Genomic DNA, 18,396 nt, shown 5'->3' on the forward strand with positions numbered 1-18,396 from the left:
GCCAGCGGGCCACGCCTGTGAACGCCTGGCGCGATCTGTCGGCTCGTGGTGCGAGAATCGCGGCGTGCCCTCGAAGACCCATGACGCCCCGTCCCGGAACGGTATGAACGACGACGGTCACGGCAAGCGCGGCTCGGCGGAGCACACTGCCCGCGACGCCGAGGCGGCTCGCGCCGCTCGCGAGAAGGCAGAGGCCCGCGACGCCGCGGAGGCAGAGCGCCGCCGTGCCGAGAGCGAGGAACGGCGCAAGGCCGCGCGCCGGGAGGCCGACCACGCCGCCGAGGCCGCTCGGGAGGCGGTCGCCGGCGCGCTGCGCACCGTCGTGAGCGGTGCGGTCGACATCAGTACCCGCCGCCGTGCCGAGTACTCGACGGATGCGTCCAACTACCGGGTGGTCCCGCAGGGCGTGCTCTTCCCGGAGACCACCGACGACGTCGTCGCGGCGCTCGAGGTGCTGCGCGAGCTGAAGATCCCGATCACTGCGCGTGGCGCGGGCACGTCGGTCGCCGGCAACTCCGTGGGTCCCGGGGTCGTGCTCGACCTGGAACGGCACCTCGGCCGGGTACTGAGCATCGACCCGGAGCAGCGCACGGCGCGGGTCCAGCCCGGCACCGTCATGTCCACCCTCCAGGCGCAGGCAAAGGCACACGGCCTGCGGTTCGGCCCGGACCCCAGCACCCAGAACCGCGCGACGCTCGGCGGCATGATCGGCAACAACGCGTGCGGCCCGCACGCCGTCGCCTACGGGCGCACCGCCGACAACGTGGTGTCGCTCGACGTGGTCGACGGCGCCGGCCGGCGCTTCACGGCAGGCTCCGGCGACCCCGAGTTCGCGGACGTCCCCGGCCTCAAGGAGCTGGTCCGGGACAACCTCGCCCTGATCCGCACGGAGTTCGGCCGGTTCGGCCGGCAGGTGTCCGGCTACTCGCTCGAGCACCTCCTGCCCGAGAACGGGTCCAACCTCGCACGCGCCCTCGTCGGCACGGAGGGCACGCTCGTCACGGTGCTGGAGGCGGAGCTCGACCTGGTGGAGACCCCGAGCGCCCCGACGCTCGTCGTCCTGGCCTACCCGGACATGGCGACGGCCGCCGACGACGTCCCGCGCCTGCTGGACCACAAGCCCCTGGCGATCGAGGGCCTGGACGCCCGTCTGGTCGACGTCGTGCGGCGCGCCAAGGGCGACGCCTCGGTGCCCCCGCTGCCCGGTGCGGGCGCGCAGGGCGTCTCCGGCTGGCTGATGATCGAGGTCGGCGGCTCGTCGCAGGCGGAGGCGCTCGGGCGCGCGGACGCCATCGTCGCGTCCTCGACCGCGCTGGACTCCCTGGTGCTGCCCGCAGGGCCGGACGCCACCAAGATGTGGCAGATCCGGGCCGACGGCGCCGGGCTCGCCGGGCGCACGCCCGCCGGCGAGCAGGCGTGGCCCGGCTGGGAGGACTCGGCGGTGCCGCCCGAGAAGCTGGGGCCGTACCTGCGTGACCTGCAGGCGCTCATGGACCGGTACGGCGTGGACGGCCTGCCCTACGGGCACTTCGGCGACGGCTGTGTCCACCTGCGGATCGACATCCCGCTGGAGACCTCCGGGTCGGTGCTGCGCACCTTCATGATGGAGGCGGCGGAGCTCGTCGCCAGCTACGGCGGCTCGCTGTCCGGCGAGCACGGTGACGGTCGGGCCCGGTCCGAGCTGCTGCCGCTCATCTACTCGCCCGAGGCGATCGCGCTGATGGAGCGGTTCAAGGCCCTGTTCGACCCGAAGGACCTGCTCAACCCGGGCGTCGTGGTGCGGCCGCGGGCCGTGGACGCCGACCTGCGCCGCCCCCAGGCCGCTCCGGTGCGCACCAAGCTGCCCCTGGTGGGCAAGGGCTCCGGCCACGGCGTGCGGCGCAAGTCCGGGTACGAGGGGTTCTCGTTCGCGCACGACCACAACGACCTGTCCACCGCGGTGCACCGTTGTGTGGGCGTGGGCAAGTGTCGCGCCGACACCTCGGCGTCGGGCGGCTTCATGTGCCCCAGCTACCAGGCGACGAAGGACGAGAAGGACGTGACCCGCGGGCGCGCCCGCGTGCTGCAGGAGGCGGTGAACGGCACTCTCGTCGGGGGCCTGGCCGCGCCGGAGGTGCGCGAGTCCCTGGACCTCTGCCTGTCGTGCAAGGCGTGCTCGAGCGACTGCCCGGCGGGCGTCGACATGGCGCAGTACAAGTCGGAGGTGCTGTACCGGACCTACCGCGGCAAGCTGCGTCCGGTGGACCACTACGCCCTGGGCTGGCTGCCGCGCTGGGCGCGCCTCGCGGGCGCCGTCCCCGAGCTGGTCAACGGCCTGCTGGGCGTGAAGTGGATCGGCAAGGCGGTGCTGTGGGCGGGCGGCATGGACACGCGCCGTTCGATGCCGAGGTTCGCCGAGGTGCCGTTCCGGCAGTGGTGGGCGCGCGGTGGCGCGACGCACGGTGTGCCCGGGCTGCCCGTCACGGACGAGGAGGGGCTGGGCGTGCCCGGGCGCGAGGGCGAGACGGCGGCCCGGCTCGCGACCAAGCCGAAGGTGGTGCTCTGGACGGACTCGTTCAGCGACGCGCTCTCGCCGACGGTGCCGCAGGCGGCGCTGAAGGTGCTGACCAAGGCCGGGTTCTCGGTGATCGTGCCCGACGAGCAGGCCTGCTGCGGCCTCACCTGGATCTCGACGGGTCAGCTCGACGGCGCCCGGCGTCGCCTGCTGAAGCTGCTCGAGGTGCTCGGGCCGTACGCGGTGAACGGGATCCCGATCATGGGGCTGGAGCCGTCCTGCACCGCGGTGCTGCGCTCCGACCTGCTCGACCTGTTCCCGGACGACCCGCGTGCGCAGGCTGTCGCCCGCATGACGCGGACGCCCGCGGAGCTGCTCACCTCCGAGGAGGTGCCCGACACGTGGGAGCTGCCCTCGCTGGCGGACGTGTCCGCGGTGGTGCAGCCGCACTGCCACCAGCACTCGGTCATGGGATACGAGGCGGACCAGAACCTGCTCGAGCAGGGCGGCGCGAAGGTCGAGGTCCTCGCGGGCTGCTGCGGGCTGGCCGGCAACTTCGGCATGCAGAAGGGGCACTACGAGACGTCGGTGGCGGTCGCGGAGAACGCCCTGCTGCCCGCGCTGCGCGACGCCGCCCCCGGCACCACCTACCTCGCCGACGGCTTCTCCTGCCGCACGCAGGCGCTGGACCTGATGGGCGTGGAGGGCAAGTCCCTCCTGGAGGTCATCGCGGACCGGCTGTAGACGCGTCCGGGGCTCCGTCGCAGGTGGGAGCCGAATCCGTCCGGCGGGTGATCCCGTGGGCGGTCTCCGTCAGCAGGATGGGAGCACATCCCAGACGAAGGAGACCTCCATGGATCGAACGACTCGCCGCGCGGCCTTCGCCCTGAGCGCCACGCTCGCGCTCGCGGCCCCGCTGGCCGTCGCAGGCTCCGCCCACGCCGCCGACCTGCCGGCCCCGGCGGTCACGGCCGATGCCACCGACGACCTGTCCGTGCTGGTGGCCGACGCCGCCCGCGCGGCCCGGTCCGACGTCGCCAGGAACCGTGCGCTGGCGCAGCGGCCGGCCACACCGGCCGACGCCGCGCTCTCCGCGGCCGTGGACGACCTGGTGGCCGACGGCGCGGTCGCCGTGACGGCCCGCGTCGAGACGGCGTCGGGCAGCTGGAGCGACGCCGCAGGGACCCGCGAGCGCGAGGGCCGCGCACCGGCCAGGGAACGCGACCGGTTCCGGGTGGCGAGCAACACCAAGCCGATGATCGCGACGCTCGTGATGCAGGAGGTCGAGAAGGGGACCTGGACGCTCGACACCCCGGTCGAGGACGTGCTGCCGGGCGTCATGCCGGAGGGTGTGACGATCGAGCAGCTCCTGAGCCACCGCTCGGGTGCGCCGACCGCCACCGACTGGATCCTGACCTCCCGCGTGACCGACCCGGCGTCGTTCGACGAGGTGTTCGCGGTGATGGGGCAGGAGGTCACGGCGGCCGACCACATCGAGGCCCTGCGGTCCGCCCCGTGGGTGCACGAGCCGGGAGAGGGCTTCTCCTACTCCAACGCCGGCTACGTGGTGCTCGGCATGATGCTGGAGGAGGTCACCGGGCGGAGCGTCGACAGCCTGCTGCGGCATCGCGTGTTCGCCCCGGCCGGGATGTGGCAGAGCGCGTACCCGGACGACCCGGGCGCTCGCGGGCCGTTCCTCCACGAGTCGGCCTACACGGGGCCCGAGGGGGCGGGCTGGTACGACCTCGACCACTGGGACCCGAGCCTGTTCGCCGCGGCCGGCGCCGTGACGAGCACGACGGAGGATCTCGCCGACTTCAACGAGGCCCTCGTCACCGGGCGCCTCGTCGGCGCGGAGACCACCGCGGACATGCTGGAGCCCCGCACGACGGGCCAGGCGGCGTTCCCCGACTACGGCCTCGGCGTCTACCGCGTGCCGGACCCGTGCGTCCCCGACGCCTGGCTCTACGGGCACGACGGCGCCTCGTACGGCACGCAGTCCATCAACCTGACGTCGCCCGACGGGGAGCGGCAGCTGTCGATCGGGATCACCGGGCGCGACCTCGCCTACCCGTACTACACCGACGAGCCGCTGTACGACCCGACCGACCTGATGGTGCTGATGATGCAGGAGACCTGCTGACGGCTCACTCGAGCCACTCCGTCTCGAACCGGTCGTTCGCGTGGATGTGCACCGCCTCGTAGAGGTCGGCGCCGAGGGTCCTGAACTTGTGGGGCACCATCGCCTCGACCACGAGGAGCTGGCCACCCACGGCCTCGAACTCCTCGCCGTCCACGGTGAAGAGGGCCCGGCCGGACCGGATCACGAAGGTCTCCGAGTAGGGGTGCCGGTGCAGCCGGGGTCCGGTGCCGTCCTGGGCCACCCGTTCGAAGATGACGGACACCTCCGACCCGTGGAGGTACCCCTCGAAGTTGCCGTGCGGCAGCGTTGCCTGCTCGATCGCCTGGAGAGTCATAACCCTCAGGCTGGCGGGCGTGCCGCCGCACGGCAACGCGATTCGTCGGCGGCCGAACGTCGGTGGCCGGACGTGCACGGGCGGACAATGTGCCCATGGAGTTCCAGGACGTCGTCCGCACACGCCGGATGCACCGCAAGTTCACGGACGAGCCCGTTTCGGCCGAGGCCGTCGACCGCATCACCCGCAACGCCGTGCGCGCCCCGAGCGCCGGGTTCAGCCAGGGATGGGCGTTCGTGGTCCTCGAGTCGCCCGAGGACAGGGACCGCTTCTGGGCGGCCTCGACCCCCCAGGCCGCCGAGCGCTCGGAGCGGGACCTGTCGGCGTGGCTCGCCGGTATGCGCACCGCGCCCGTGATCGTCCTCGCGCTCGCGTCCAAGGCGGCCTACCTGCGGCGGTACGCCGAGAAGGACAAGGGCTGGGCGGACCTCGACGAGGCCCGCTGGCCGGTGCCGTTCTGGCACGTCGACGTCGGCATGGCGTCGCTCCTCATGCTGCAGACGGCCGTCGACGAGGGGCTGGGCGCGTGCTTCTTCGGCGTCCCGCCCGAGCACGTCGGGGCGGTCCGGGCCGAGCTCGGTATCCCGGACGAGTTCGAGATCACGGGCGTCGTCGCCGTCGGGCACCCGGCGGACGGCCAGGCGTTGGGCTCACCCACCCGCCGCACGCGCAAGCCACTCGACGAGGTGGTCCGCCGAGGCGGGTGGTGAGCCACCCGCGCGACGATCACGGCTCCTGGGAGACCAGGTCCGAGATCGTGGTGTGCAGACCCTGCACGTCGCCGCGCTCGTGCGCCAGCAGCCAGCTCGCGATCTGGTCCGACACCTCGACCACCGTGGTCGCACGCGGGACACGGCGCCCGTGGAACTCCGCCCACAGCGTGTCCGTCAGGGCGTCGTGCCTGGTCAGGACATCGCCCAGCACGAGAGCGTCCTCGACGGCCTGTGCGGCGCCCTGCGCGACGGTGGGCGGGCAGGAGTGGGCGGCGTCGCCGATGATCACCGCCCGCCCCCTGTTCCACGGCTCGGCGACGACGTGGCTGGTGAACCACGTGTAGTTGATGTGCTCGACGCCCTCCTCGAGCTGGGCCCGGATGGCGTTCCAGTGGGCGCCGTAGGGGCGCGCCAGCTCGGCCATGATCTTCGAGCCCTCCGCGGCCGTCATGCCCTGCCGGTCCTGCTTGTCCTCGACCAGGTACGCGTACATCGTGTTCTCGCCCGTGGGGCAGAAACCCGCGATGTAGCACGGTCCGCCGAACACCAGCTCCGTGTGGTCGGCCCCGGCGGGCCGCTCGACGAAGGCCCGGAAGATGCCCATCCCGTTCGGCTCCGGCCGGGTCTCGATGCCCATCAGCTCGCGTACGGCGGAGTTGAGCCCGTCCGCGCCGACCACCAGCTCGTGGGTCACGTCCTCCTGGCCCGCGTCCGTCGCGAGGGTGAGCGTGGCGTCGTCGTCGGACTGGGTCAGTGCAGTGACCCGGGCGCCGAAACGCACGGTGGCACCGAGCTCCTGCGCCCTGGCCAGCATGATCTCGGCCAGGTCGGGGCGGAACATGCCGGCGGTCGCGGGGTAGTCGGGCCCACCCATCCTGTTGTCGTGCATCTCGGCGACCAGGGGTGCCTCCGGCCCGGGTGCGCGGATGCCGGTCACGTCGAACGAGAACGACCTGGCCCGCACCTGCTCCCAGATGCCGAGCCGGTCGAAGGCACGCAGGACGTTGCCCTGCAGCGTGATGCCGGACCCCAGGGCCCCGAGGCTCGGTTTCGCCTCGTACACGACCACGTCGGTCCCGGCCTCGGCCAACAGGATGGCCGTCGCCAGCCCTGAGGCTCCCGCACCCACGATTCCGACGTTCTGAACAGCGCTCATGGTGTCTCCCTCGGTCTGCGGCCGGATCCACGAGCCGGCTCGTAGATACCGCGCAAATTACATCAGACCGGGCACCTGATGGCCGACGGCGGCCCGCACCTCGTCCGGGAGCTGCGACCAGTCGTCGGCCGTGTCGAGGTCGACGGCCGTACCGGGCCGGTGCACGACCGTCGCCGACAGGCCCTGAGCCTCCGCCTCCACGAGGTGCGCGGCCAGCGAACCGACGCCGAACCGGAACCGGAAGTCCGCACCGGACGCCGACGGCAGGAGGAGGAGGTTGGTGCCGGAGCGGTTGCGGTCCGTCGCGACCACCACCGGGGCGTCCTCGGCGAGGAGGGCCGCGACGTCCGCGGAGGTCAGCGCGGGCAAGTCGGCGTGGGTCACCAGGAGCGGCGCGGTGGTCCGCGCGGCCAGCACCTCCCGGGCATGTTCCAGGGCACCGTTCAGCCCCGGCCGGCCGGCCGGCTGCTCCAGCACCTCGACCGGCAGCCCGGCCAGGGTCTCCCGCGTGAAGACCGGGTCCGCCGTCACCACCAGCACGTGCGCGATCCCGTCGGTGGCGAGCAGCGTGCCCACCACGTGCCGCGCCAGCACCCGCACCAGCCGGCGCCGCGACGGGGCGTCGAGCACCGCGGCCAACCGCGACTTCCCGGAGACACCGTCACGCAGCGGCACCACCGCCGTCGTGCCCTGCCGCCCGGCGGCGCCGGTCACGCCAGCGCCAGCAGCTCGAGGGCCAGGCGCTCGCGGCCGGGCGGGCCGCCCATGACGGTGTCGGTGACGTGCACGGTCAGGCCCAGGTCAGCGACGGGCCCCGCGAGGTCCGCGTCGCGCTCGTCGATCACCATGACGTCCACGAGGTCCGCGTAGATCCGGGCGACGCCCAGGGCCGACACCTCGTGCCCCAGCGTCTCCAGGATCTGGGCCGCCGGGCCCTTGATGGCCTGCCCGCCCACGATGGGGCTCACCGCCACACGGCGGCCCGGCGTCGAGACGAACGCCTCCCGGACGCCCGGCACCGCGAGCAGCGGCTCGATCGACAGGAACGGGTTCGACGGCGCGAGCACCACCAGGTCGGCGGCCAGGGCGTCGAGCACACCGGGCGCGGGGCGGGCGGCGTCGGCCCCGTCGAAGTGCAGGCCGAGCACGGCGTCCGCGTGCTGCCGCCCCACGAAGTACTCCTGGAACCCGAGCCGCCCCGACGGGGTGTCGACCAGGGTGACGAGACGGTCGTCGGTGACGGGCAGGACCCGCGGCCGCACGTTCATCGCACGTGCGAGGTGCGCGGTGACCGCCGAGAGCGGCTCGCCGCGGTGCAGGCGCTCGGTGCGCACGATGTGGGTGGCGAGGTCGCGGTCGCCCAGGGTGAACCAGGTGTCCTCGCCGAGGTCCCGCAGGGCCGACAGGGTCGCGTGGGACTCGCCGCGCAGGCCCCAGCCCCGCTCCTCGTCGTTCAGCCCGGCGAGGGTGTACACGACGGTGTCGATGTCGGGAGAGATGGACAGGCCGTGGAGCCGGGTGTCGTCGCCGACGTTCACGACGACGGTCAGGGAGGATGCGCCGAGGGCGAGATCGAGGCCGTGCGCGAGCCGCGCACCGCCGACCCCACCCGCGAGAAGGGTGACGTTCACGCGTCGAGCCTACGTGCGCCGCAGATCTGACAGGTGCGCGCGAATCTGACAGGTGGGGGCAGACTGGGGGCATGGCCGTCTTCGCGTTCTCCGTAGCCCCCATGACCGCCGGCGAGTCCGTCGCCGATCAGGTCGCCGAAGCTGTCCGCATCGTCCGGGAATCGGGCTTGCCCAACCGGACCACCTCGATGTTCACCGAGATCGAGGGGTCGTGGGACGAGGTGATGCCGGTCATCCAGCGGGCCACCGACGCCGTGTCGCGCGGCGGGCACCGGGTGTCTCTCGTCATCAAGGCCGACATCCGCCCCGGTGCGGCGGCCGGGCAGATCGAGAGCAAGATCGCCCGGGTCGAGGAGCGTCTCGCGGCGGGCGAGACCGAGACGGGCCACTCCTGACTTACGGGCCGATGACCCACGGGCCAAGCAACACGACACCTTCACCCGCGTGTTTCCGGACTCTTGCTCGGGACCTTTAGGCTAAGGCGGACCGATGCCGCAGGACCCGGGGAGATCACGAGATGCCATTGTTCGAGGTCGACACCCAGCGGCCGCTCCTCGTGACGTCCGCGAAGGGTGGGAGCGGCTCCGAGCCTGGCCTGAAGACCACGGCCAACCAGGTGGTGGACTCCCACATCGACGGGCTCCTCGGTGAAGAGGTGTTCCCCATCGCGCAGGGTTCCGGTCCGGACGAACCACACCTGCTCGCGCTCGACGCATCGGGCTCGCCCGTGGTCGTGGAGCTGGTCGCGGACCTCGACCGGGAGAATCTCGCCAAGGCGCTCGACCACGCCGGCGCCGCGGGCCGGCTGACGCGGGCGGACCTCGCGGCGCGCTACAGCGGCGGAGCGAGCTCGTTCCAGCACGACGTGGCCGCGTTCTACGACAGCGTGCCCATCACGCGGACGCAGGGCAAGAACGGCGGCAGCGGCGCGCGGCTCATCATCATCTGCCAGAACGCGCCGGACGAGATCCTCAACGCCGTCGACTTCCTGCGCCAGCCGACGATGCCGGTCGAGGTCCTGAAGATGGGCGTCGTGAACTCGGACGACGGTCGCAAGTTCCTCGACGTCTCGCCGCTCGTCGTGCACCTCCCACCGGGCCTGCCCGCGCCCAAGTCGGCGCCGATCGGCGGCTCCATCACGGGGTCGGCGGAGGCCTCGGTCAGCAGCTCGATGGGGGGCGTCACCGGCGGGGTCGCCGGTGGCTCCGCCGCGCCCAAGGACGCGTTCGAGGAGGGCGTCAAGGTCGGCTACGCGCTCACGGGCAAGATGCCGGTGGTCGCGCAGGCGGCGAACCGCACCCCGCAGACACCGCCGTCACGTGCCGAGCGCGCGCGCCAGACACCCGTGAGCGCCGAGGCGGCACCGGTCCCGCTCGCCGACAACCCGGCCGCCGGCCCGACCAATGCGGCGACCGGCCTCCGGTCCAGCCTCCGCGGGGGTGCGCCGCGCACCGGAGTGCCCGAGCGCCCGACCGCCGGTACGCCGGAGGGTGCGGGGGCCGGTAACGCACCCGAGCGTCGGGCGGGGACCCGCGCCTCGCGCCGGGCCCAGGCCGCCGCCGCGTCAGCCGACGTCGGTCAGCCCGCCCCCGTGCCGCCCGCTCCGGCCGGCCCCGGCGTGCCGAGCGCCCCGGTCTCGTCGGTGCGACCGGGCGCGGAGTCGCGCCCGACGCCCACCACCCCGCCGCGGCTGGCCGCCAGCCGTTCCTCGCTCGGCGACACCGCCGCCCCGGCACGTACGGAGCCCGCCGCCGAGCCGGCGGCGCCGTCGGTCCGCCGCCGCTCGCGCACCGACCGGTTCGCGGCGTCCGCGCAGCCGGACGAGCTGGCGCCGGCACCCGGGTCGAGCTACTCGTCCCCGCCCCCCGCGCAGCAGCCTGTCGCGGAGGAGAACCTGTGGCAGCCGCCGTCGTACGACGGGCCGCCGACATACTCCGCCGCGGACACGAACGAGCCCGAGGATCTCGACATCACCCAGCCGCGTTACACGTCGGGCTCCGCCTACGGCGACGGGTCGAGCTTCGCGCCCCCCGCTCCGGCGTACGACTACTCGGCCGAGGCAGCCACCGGCTACGGCGACCAGGGCGGCTACGGCTACGGCGAGCAGTCCGGGTACCAACCGTCGCCCTACCTGGACGGCACGGCCCCTGTGGTCACGGAGCAGAACCCCTGGGAGTCCGGCGGCTACCTGGCCGGTCCCGACGACGGCTACGGGCAGCCGGCGTTCGCGGCGGACCCGTACCCGTCGAGCGCTCCCGAGGCGCCGGCTCGTCCCGTGCCGCCGAACGAGAGCATCCGGGCCAGCACGCCGATGCTCTTCGAGGAGGAGGACGACCCGGACCTCGAGGCTCTCGCCCGCAGCGTGGGCACCCCGACGCGCATCGTGTGGTCCCGTCCGCGCCGCAACCAGCACTTCGAGGCCATGCTCCTGCCGGACGGCGCCATCGAGCTGGCCAACGGCGCCCGCTACCGGCACCCGGACTCCGCGGCCACCGCGGCGTCCGGCTCGTACACGGCCGACGGCTGGAACGTCTGGCGGATCGGCGACACCGGTCCCACGCTGGTGGAGGAGTTCTCCCGCCGGTTCGCCTGAGGCGCCTCAGCCCGACGCTCGGTCGTGAGCGGCGGGTAGGCGAGCTGTCGGACGCCGCGTCTGACAGGTGGGCCCTACGGGCGCACGACCACCTTGCCGAACTGGTTGCCCTCGTCGAGGCGCGCCAGGCCGTCGGCGGCCCGCGCGAGCGGAACCTCGGCGTCGATCACCGGGCGGACTCCGGTGCGGGCGCAGAACCGGGCGAGCGCACCGAGGTCGTCCCGCGAGCCCATCGTGACTCCCTGCACGCGGAGCTCCTGGAAGAAGACGCGCGTCAGCTCGGCGGGCGGCGCGTCACCGGACGTCGCGCCGCAGACCAGCACCGTCCCGCCCGGACGCACCGACCGGATGGAGTGGGCCCACGTGGCCTGGCCCACCGACTCCAGCACGGCGTCGACGCGCGCGGGCAGGCGCGCACCGGTCTCGACGGCGCCCGCCGCGCCCAGGGCGATCGCCCGCTCGCGCTTCTCCGCGGAGCGTGAGGTCACCCAGACCTCCAGGCCGGCGGCCGCGCCGAGCGTGACCGCCGCCGTCGCGAGGCCGCCGCCGGCGCCCTGCACCAGCACGCGGTCACCCGGGGTGAGCCCGCCCGCCGTGAAGAGCATGGTGTACGCGGTGAGCCACGCGGTCGGCAGGCACGCTGCCTCCTCGAACGACAGCTCCGCGGGCTTGGGTACGAGGTTCGCCGTCGGCACGGCCACGCGCTCGGCGAGGGTCCCGGGATACCGCTCCGAGAGGAGCGACCGCGATTCCTTCGGCCCGACGCCGTGGCCGTCGGCACCGATGACGCCGTGCAGGATCACCTCGGTGCCGTCCGGAGCGACCCCCGCGGCGTCGGTGCCGAGGATCATGGGCAGCTGCTGCTCCTTCAGGCCCACCCCGCGCAGCGACCAGAGGTCGTGGTGGTTCAGGCTCGCGGCCCGCACGTCCACCGTGGTCCAGTGCTCCACGGCTGCCGGTTCGGGGCGGTCACCCACCTCGAGACCGTCGAGCGGGCTGTCGGGCGAGAAGCTGGTCACATAGGCGGCAAGCATGCGGCGACCCTAACCGACCCCGGACCAGCCGGCAGGGACGGTGCCCAGCCGGACCCGCTGCGGGTGGTCGCCCACCGGCACCGACGTGATCTTCCGCCCTGTCCCGAAGTCGATGGAGGTCACCTGGTCCGCCTCTGACTCGGAGACGACGCAGGCCCTGCCGTCGCCCGTCACCGTGGACCAGTACGGCTTGTCGACGTCGACCAGGGGGCCCTCCTCGAGCGTGGCGCGGTCCACGACCACCGCGTAGTCGTCCATCGTGCCGGCGACGCACAGGTGCTCGCCGCCGGGCTGCACGGTCAGGCCGTGGTGGCGCGAGTCGTTGACCATGTCGGTGCGCGGCCCGTCGAACACGCGCGGGAGCGTCTTGACCCGCGTGATGCGGTCGCTCTCGACGTCGTACTCCAGGAACCCGCCGAAGAACGACACCTGGAAGTACAGCTTCGACTCGTCGGGGCTGAACGCCGCGGGGCGAACGGCGTCGGACAGGTGCTCGAGGCCGGCGTCGTCGAGCCGTTCGCGCATGTCGATCTCGCGCACCACCTCGAACGTCTCGGCGTCGGCCACCGTGATGACGCGGTCGCCCTTGAGGAAGTCGAGCGCCGGGTCGTCGAGGTCGTTGTTGACCTCGCCGATCGACATGTTCCAGATCAGGCCGTCGGACGTGTAGATGTTCTCGTGCGGCTTGTCGCCGGTGGGGAACGAGCCGGCCTCGGTGCCGGTCTCGATGTCCAGCACGTGCACCCGGTTGCCCGTCGACGCGGAGACGGCGACCTGCGTCCCGTCCGGCGACACGGACATGTGGTCGGCCCGCAGGCCCGAGACCGGGAACCGCCACTCGACCTCGCCGGTGTCGAGGCTGATCGAGACGACGTCGGCGAAGCTCGGCCGCGACACCACCAGCGACGAGCCGTCGGGGGTGGTGTACATGTCGTCGGCGAGCTGGTCATGGCCCTCGCCGACGGTCTCACGGATGATGAGGAAGGCGGCCAGCCGGACCGGGTCGCGGTAGATCTCGCGCAGCCGCTGCTCGCGGTCGGGGACCACGTCGACCTCGCCGAGCGGTGCCAGGTCGGGGCCGGACGACAGCACGGAGGCCGTGCCGTCCCAGTTGTTGGCGACGAACAGGACCTCGTGCGGGGGCGGGTCGGCGTGGGCCGGCGCTGCGGCGAACCCGCCGGACGCCACGAGGCCCAGCGAGGCCAGGATGGAGAGAGCACGGCGATGTGTCACTGGACGCTCCTCTTCGTCGAGCTGATCAGCGGCGATCAGCTCGACGAAGGCTACTGGAGAGCAGTTCAGTAGCGGAAGATCACCCGGTCGGTCACTTCGTGGCCACGTCGAACATCCAGGAGATGCCGAAGCGGTCGGTGAGCGCGCCGTAGTAGTCGCCCCACGGGGCGAGCTCGAACGGCTGCCCCGGTGTCCCGCCCTCGGACAGCTTCTCGAAGGCGCCCTTGATGTAGTCGTGGTCGTCCGGGCCGCCCGTGAGGGCGACCGTGACACCGGACGAGGGCGCCACGTACTCCATGAACGACGGCGTGTCCGACGCCATGATCGTGAGACCGCCCGGGGTGTCGAGCTGGCCGTGCATGACGAGGTCCTTGTCCTCGTCGGGGGTGGGCATCCCCTCCATCGGGGCCCCACCGAACGTGCTGACGTCGAGCTCTCCGCCGAGCACTGACCGGTAGAAGTCCAGGGCTTCCTTGGCCTCGGACCTGAAGCTGAGGTACGGATTGAGCTTTGCCATACGGCCACGCTAGTCCTGGGGCCGGCGGCCCGCAGGATGGTTACCCGAGGAACTCACTCACCATCGGGCCGATCTGGTCGGCCTCGACCAGGAACCCGTCGTGGCCCACGTCGCTGGTGACGATCCGCAGGGACTCCGCCCGCGGGATCCACCGGGCGAGGCGGGCCGACTGGGTGGGCGGGAACAGCCGGTCGCTGTCCACCGCCACCACGAGCGTCCGTGCGGTGATCTGGCTGAGCGCCGCCTCGACACCGCCGCGGTCGCGCCCCAGGTCGTGCGACAGCATCGACTCGGTGAGCACCAGGTAGGAGTTGGCGTCGAACCGCCGGGCGAGCTTGTCGCCGTGGTGCTCGAGGTACGACTGCACGGCGAACCGGCCGCCCGCGAACGGGTCCTCGCCGCCCTGGGGGAGCCGGCCGAAGCGCTGGTCCAGCTCGTAGCCCGTGCGGTACGTCGTGTGCGCTATCTGCCGCGCGATGGCCAGGCCGGTGTGCGGGCCGTCGTCGTCGGCCGCCGAGTAGTAGTCGCCGCCGCGAAAGCGGGGGTCGACGCGGATGGCGGCGAGCTGGGGGTGCGCCCACGCGATCTGGTCACCGCCGGTCTGGGCGGTCGTCGCGATGGCGGCGACGTTCCGCACCTCGATGCCTGCCTCGGGTCCGAGCAGTGCCCACTCGAGCACGCGCAGCCCGCCCATCGACGCCCCGACCACGAGCTCCCACGACCGGATCCCGAGCTCGCGGGTCAGCGCGATCTCGACGGCGACCTGGTCGCGGGTGGTGATGTACGGGAACCGCCCGCCCCACGGACGCCCGTCCTGCGCGAAGGACGACGGGCCGGTCGTGCCCTGACAGCCGCCGAGCGCGTTGGGCGCCACCACGAAGTACCGGTCGGTGTCGATGGGCTTGCCCGGGCCGACCGTCTCGGCCCACCAGCCGTCGGTCACGTGACCGGGGCCCGCGACACCGGTCACGTGCGAGTCGCCCGTCAGGGCGTGCAGCACCAGCACGGCGTTGGAGCCGTCGGCGTTCAGGGTGCCCCAGGTCTCGTAGGCCACGCGCACGGCGGGGAGGCGGCCGCCCGCCTCCAGGTCGAACGCGCCGACGTCGGCGAACAGCCGGTGCCCGGGATCGTCGCCCTCGCGCCAGGCGCCGCTCGCCGGGACCGGTGGCTTGCTGCGCGAGCGGGAGGTCTGTACGGGATCGGCGGGACTCGGCGGGGCCCCGCCGTCCCGGCCGCGCGCGGGGACGTGCGCGCCGTCCGGCGCAGGGAAGGGCACGAGCACCGAACGGACCGGTTGGTCCGGGGCGTCGAGCGCGGCCTTCGGGGTGGTGATGGCCATGGTGTCTCCTGCGGCTTGGTGTGGTGAGCTCGGTGTGGTGAGCTCGGGGCCCTGCCCCGGCACGGACGGCGACGTCACGTCGCTGCTACTCGGCCTCTCCGCCCAGCAGGTTCTTGGCCGCGGTGAAGCCCAGCTCCAGGTCGGCCAGGATGTCCTCCACGTTCTCCAGTCCGACGGCCAGGCGCACGAGGCCGGGGGTGACCCCCGACAGTGCCTGCTCCTCGGCCGTGAGCTGCGAGTGGGTCGTGGAGGCGGGGTGGATCACGAGCGACCGGACGTCACCGATGTTCGCCACGTTGGAGTGCAGCTCCAGGGCCGACACGAAGGCCTGCCCGGCCTCGGCGCCGCCGTCGAGCTCGAAGGCGAGCACCGCGCCGGCGCCCTTCGGTGCGTACTTCTGCGCGTTCGAGTGCCACGGCGAGCTCGGCAGGCCCGCGTAGTGGACCGTGCCGACGTCGTCCCGCGCCTCCAGCCACTCGGCGACGTGCTGCGCGTTGGCGACGTGCCGCTCGAGCCGCAGCGACAGCGTCTCGATGCCTTGGGCCAGGAGGAAGGCGTTGAAGGGCGAGATCGCCGCGCCGAGGTCCCGCAGGAGCTGTACCCGGGCCTTGAGGATGAACGCGAGGTTCGCCCCGAGCGCCGAGCCGACACCGAGGTCGCGCGCGAAGACCAGGCCGTTGTAGCTGGGGTCCGGCGTGTTGAAGCCGGGGAAGCGCTCCGGGTCCGCCGCGAAGTCGAACCGGCCGCCGTCGACGATCACGCCGCCGATCGTGGTGCCGTGACCGCCCAGGTACTTGGTGGCCGAGTGCACCACGAAGTCGGCGCCGTGCTCGAAGGGGCGGATCAGGTACGGGGTGGCGACGGTGTTGTCGACGATCAGCGGGACGCCGGCCTCGTGCGCCGCCGTGGCCACGCCCTCGATGTCGAGCACGTCGGAGCGCGGGTTGGGGATGGTCTCGCCGAAGAACGCCTTCGTGTTCGGCCGGACGGCGGCGCGCCAGGCGTCCAGGTCGTGCGGGTCCTCCACGAACGTGGTCTCGACGCCGAACTTGGGCAGCGTGTGGTGCAGCAGGTTGTACGTGCCGCCGTAGAGGCTCGCGGAGGCGACGATGTGGTCGCCCGCCTGGGCGAGGTTGAGCAGCGCGAGCGACCCGGCCGCCTGGCCGGAGGCCACCAGGAGCGCGCCGACGCCGCCCTCCAGGCTCGCGATCCGATCCTCGACCACCTGGGTCGTGGGGTTGCCGATGCGGGTGTAGATGGGGCCCAGGTCCTTCAGGGCGAACCGGTCGGCGGCGACCTCGGCGTCGGGGAAGACGAACGACGTGGTCTGGTAGATCGGCAGCGCGCGAGCTCCCGTCGTGGGGTCCGCCTCCTGGCCGGCGTGGATCTGGCGGGTCTCGAACGACCACTGGGGCTGAGTCATGGCTCTCCTGCTTCCTGTATCTGGTGGCGTGCTTCGGGCGGAACTGGCCGAGATGTGCCGCGGCGTGCCCCATGGGGCCTGCGCATCAGGAGGTGGTCCGCGGCGGGGAGGCGCGCACGCGGGAGTCGGCCGTACGGCCGAGGGCAGGCGAACGTGCGCTGGTTCAGCAACTACACATTCGACGAGTCATGGGTGAGACCGTAGACGGCCGCGGGCGGCACCGAAAGTCGTGTCTTATATCGTGAGATCGAAAAATGAGACGCACTGTGGACGCTCGGGTAGCGCGAATCGGGACCCTGGGTCACATTGGACCGTGACACGGGAGTGATTCACAGGATCTGCGCAAGGCGACACGCCGAACGTCGCGCAGATCGGGAAAGGGGATCATGGGACGGATCCGAGGTCTGGACGAGTCGGGGCGCGAGCACGGGCACGGTGCGGTGCTGGTACTCCGTGCGATCGGGGCCGTGGTGCTCGCGCTCGGTCTGGTGATCCCGTGGGGGCCCACCGCCAAGGCTGATCCGCCCGCCGACCCGCCCACCGCGCAGGAGGCGCAGGCGGCTCGCGACGCGGTCGCGGCGGGCACGCTCGACGTGCAGCAGGCCGAGGCCGCGCTCACCGCGCTCCGCGCGGAGCTCGAGGCGGCTCGGATCCGCGTGCAGGTGGCCGCGGCCGACTACGCGGAGGCGCAGCAGGCCGTCGAACGCGCCGAGGAGGAGGTGGCCGCCGCGCGGCGCGCCGCCGAGAAGGCCGGCAAGGGTGAGGCGGCGGCGCGGGCCGGCCTGGCCCAGGTCTACCGGGTCTCGGCGCGTGACGCCGACCTGGGGTCGCTCGGCATCGCCTTCGAGGCCGACTCCGTCCCCGACATGGTGGGCCGCAGCGCCGCCGAGCGCGCGGTGCAGCGCAAGCTCGGCGGGGCACTGGCCGACTACCAGGAGGCGCGGGCGGCGTCCGAGTCGGCCGACGCCCGGTGGACCGCCGCGAAGAAGCAGCGCGCCGCGGCGGCCGAGCAGGCGGAGACGGCCTTCGAGGCCGCCCAGGCCGCCGCGGCGGATCTCGAGGCGCGCACCCAGGCGGCCGAGGCGCAGCGCGCGGCACTGGTCGAGCGGCTCGCGCAGCTGCGGCAGACCAGCGTGGACATCGAGCGGCAGCGCGAGGAGGCGCGGGCCGCCGCCGCCCAGGCCGCTCGCGAGGCCGCGGCGAAGGCCGACCTCGACCGGCAGCAGCGCGCCCGGGCGGAGGACGGGCCGGAGGCGGCTGGTGAGGCTCCCGGGACTCCCGGCGAGGAGGAGGCCCCTGCGCCTGCGCCCGCTCCGCCTCCCGCTCCGGACCCGGCTCCCGCCCCGGACCCGGCTCCCGCTCCGGACCCTGCGCCCGCCGGCCCGCCGGCGTCGGGGGCGACGGAGAGCCGAGGTGCCGGCGCCGTCGCGTGGGCGCGGACCAAGATCGGCGCGCCGTACCTGCTCGGCGCTGCAGGACCCACCTACTACGACTGCTCGGGCCTGACGATGATGTCCTGGGCGAGCCAGGGGGTGGACATCACCCGGACCTCGCGCTCGCAGTACCTGGCCGTCGGCAAGGTGGACTACGGGTCGCTCCGGACGGGTGACCTGATCTTCTACGGGTCCGACCCGGGCGATCCGTCGTCGATCTATCACGTGGCCATGTACACGGGCGGCGGGATGATGATCGAGGCGACGTTGCCCGGCCACCCCCTGTCGGAGAACCCGGTGCGGTACTCCGGCGCGATGCCCTACGCGGGCCGGCCCTGACCCTTCGACGTGTC

15 protein-coding genes are annotated in these 18,396 nt (G+C 73.0%); 6 read left to right on the forward strand and 9 right to left on the reverse strand.

All coding sequences use genetic code 11. The annotated features are described in order from the left end of the window. The first annotated feature begins 103 nt into the window (after positions 1-103). Together ACYVK7_RS04395 and ACYVK7_RS04400 are read left to right on the forward strand one after the other, a co-directional pair. Positions 104-3,238, forward strand: coding sequence for an FAD-binding and (Fe-S)-binding domain-containing protein (locus ACYVK7_RS04395; RefSeq protein ID WP_460886567.1), 3,135 nt, complete (start codon positions 104-106; stop codon positions 3,236-3,238). 109 nt (positions 3,239-3,347) lie between these two features. Continuing rightward, positions 3,348-4,637 (forward strand): serine hydrolase domain-containing protein, encoded by a 1,290-nt coding sequence (locus ACYVK7_RS04400; protein ID WP_460886463.1) that lies wholly within the window; start codon positions 3,348-3,350, stop codon positions 4,635-4,637. 4 nt (positions 4,638-4,641) lie between these two features. Here the strand turns inward: ACYVK7_RS04400 and ACYVK7_RS04405 are convergent, their stop codons facing one another. Continuing rightward, positions 4,642-4,971: a cupin domain-containing protein gene (locus tag ACYVK7_RS04405; protein ID WP_460886464.1), complete on the reverse strand. Its 330-nt coding sequence runs from the start codon at positions 4,969-4,971 to the stop codon at positions 4,642-4,644. 95 nt (positions 4,972-5,066) lie between these two features. On the opposite strand from ACYVK7_RS04405, the gene ACYVK7_RS04410 reads away from it, so the two are divergent. Continuing rightward, a complete protein-coding gene (locus ACYVK7_RS04410) occupies positions 5,067-5,681 on the forward strand; it encodes a nitroreductase family protein (RefSeq protein WP_460886465.1) in 615 nt (204 codons plus the stop codon). A 16-nt stretch (positions 5,682-5,697) separates the two neighbouring features. Here the strand turns inward: ACYVK7_RS04410 and ACYVK7_RS04415 are convergent, their stop codons facing one another. Genes ACYVK7_RS04415 through cofD form a run of 3 tightly spaced genes read right to left on the reverse strand, consistent with a single transcriptional unit; the run spans position 5,698 to position 8,471 of the window. Then, on the reverse strand, positions 5,698-6,840 hold the full coding sequence (locus ACYVK7_RS04415) for an FAD-dependent monooxygenase (RefSeq protein ID WP_460886466.1): 1,143 nt from the start codon (positions 6,838-6,840) through the stop codon (positions 5,698-5,700). Positions 6,841-6,897: 57 nt separating this feature from the next. Continuing rightward, positions 6,898-7,554 (reverse strand): 2-phospho-L-lactate guanylyltransferase, encoded by a 657-nt coding sequence (cofC, locus tag ACYVK7_RS04420; RefSeq protein ID WP_460886467.1) that lies wholly within the window; start codon positions 7,552-7,554, stop codon positions 6,898-6,900. Beyond that, positions 7,551-8,471 (reverse strand): 2-phospho-L-lactate transferase, encoded by a 921-nt coding sequence (gene cofD / locus ACYVK7_RS04425; RefSeq protein ID WP_460886468.1) that lies wholly within the window; start codon positions 8,469-8,471, stop codon positions 7,551-7,553. The genes cofC and cofD overlap by 4 nt, the downstream gene beginning before the upstream one ends. A 71-nt stretch (positions 8,472-8,542) precedes the next feature. Here cofD and ACYVK7_RS04430 point away from each other — a divergent pair, with 71 nt between their 5' ends. Continuing rightward, the gene (locus tag ACYVK7_RS04430) at positions 8,543-8,866 is read left to right on the forward strand and encodes a thiamine-binding protein (RefSeq protein WP_460886469.1); all 324 of its coding nucleotides are present in this window, start codon (positions 8,543-8,545) and stop codon (positions 8,864-8,866) included. A gap of 122 nt (positions 8,867-8,988) precedes the next feature. After that, positions 8,989-11,064 (forward strand): restriction system modified-DNA reader domain-containing protein, encoded by a 2,076-nt coding sequence (locus ACYVK7_RS04435; protein ID WP_460886470.1) that lies wholly within the window; start codon positions 8,989-8,991, stop codon positions 11,062-11,064. Between the two features lie 74 nt (positions 11,065-11,138). On the opposite strand, the gene ACYVK7_RS04440 is transcribed toward ACYVK7_RS04435, so the two are convergent. The 5 genes from ACYVK7_RS04440 to ACYVK7_RS04460 all read right to left on the reverse strand — a co-directional run bounded on the left by ACYVK7_RS04440 (position 11,139) and on the right by ACYVK7_RS04460 (position 16,610). Continuing rightward, entirely contained in the window at positions 11,139-12,098 is a 960-nt protein-coding gene (locus tag ACYVK7_RS04440; RefSeq protein WP_460886471.1) for a zinc-binding dehydrogenase, read from the reverse strand. 9 nt (positions 12,099-12,107) lie between these two features. Beyond that, positions 12,108-13,331, reverse strand: a complete 1,224-nt coding sequence (locus ACYVK7_RS04445) for a YncE family protein (RefSeq protein ID WP_460886472.1) — start codon at positions 13,329-13,331, stop codon at positions 12,108-12,110. 91 nt (positions 13,332-13,422) lie between these two features. Continuing rightward, positions 13,423-13,848, reverse strand: coding sequence for a VOC family protein (locus tag ACYVK7_RS04450; RefSeq protein WP_460886473.1), 426 nt, complete (start codon positions 13,846-13,848; stop codon positions 13,423-13,425). Positions 13,849-13,888: 40 nt separating this feature from the next. Next, the gene (metX, locus tag ACYVK7_RS04455) at positions 13,889-15,187 is read right to left on the reverse strand and encodes a homoserine O-acetyltransferase MetX (protein WP_460886474.1); all 1,299 of its coding nucleotides are present in this window, start codon (positions 15,185-15,187) and stop codon (positions 13,889-13,891) included. Between the two features lie 85 nt (positions 15,188-15,272). Then, positions 15,273-16,610 carry a bifunctional o-acetylhomoserine/o-acetylserine sulfhydrylase gene (locus tag ACYVK7_RS04460; protein ID WP_460886475.1) on the reverse strand — a complete coding sequence of 446 codons (1,338 nt, stop codon included), beginning with the start codon at positions 16,608-16,610 and terminating at the stop codon, positions 15,273-15,275. Positions 16,611-16,996: 386 nt separating this feature from the next. On the opposite strand from ACYVK7_RS04460, the gene ACYVK7_RS04465 reads away from it, so the two are divergent. Next, complete coding sequence (locus tag ACYVK7_RS04465) at positions 16,997-18,382, forward strand: C40 family peptidase (protein ID WP_460886476.1); 1,386 nt, start codon at positions 16,997-16,999, stop codon at positions 18,380-18,382. Positions 18,383-18,396 lie beyond the last annotated feature (14 nt).

This window comes from Promicromonospora xylanilytica (assembly GCF_054782895.1).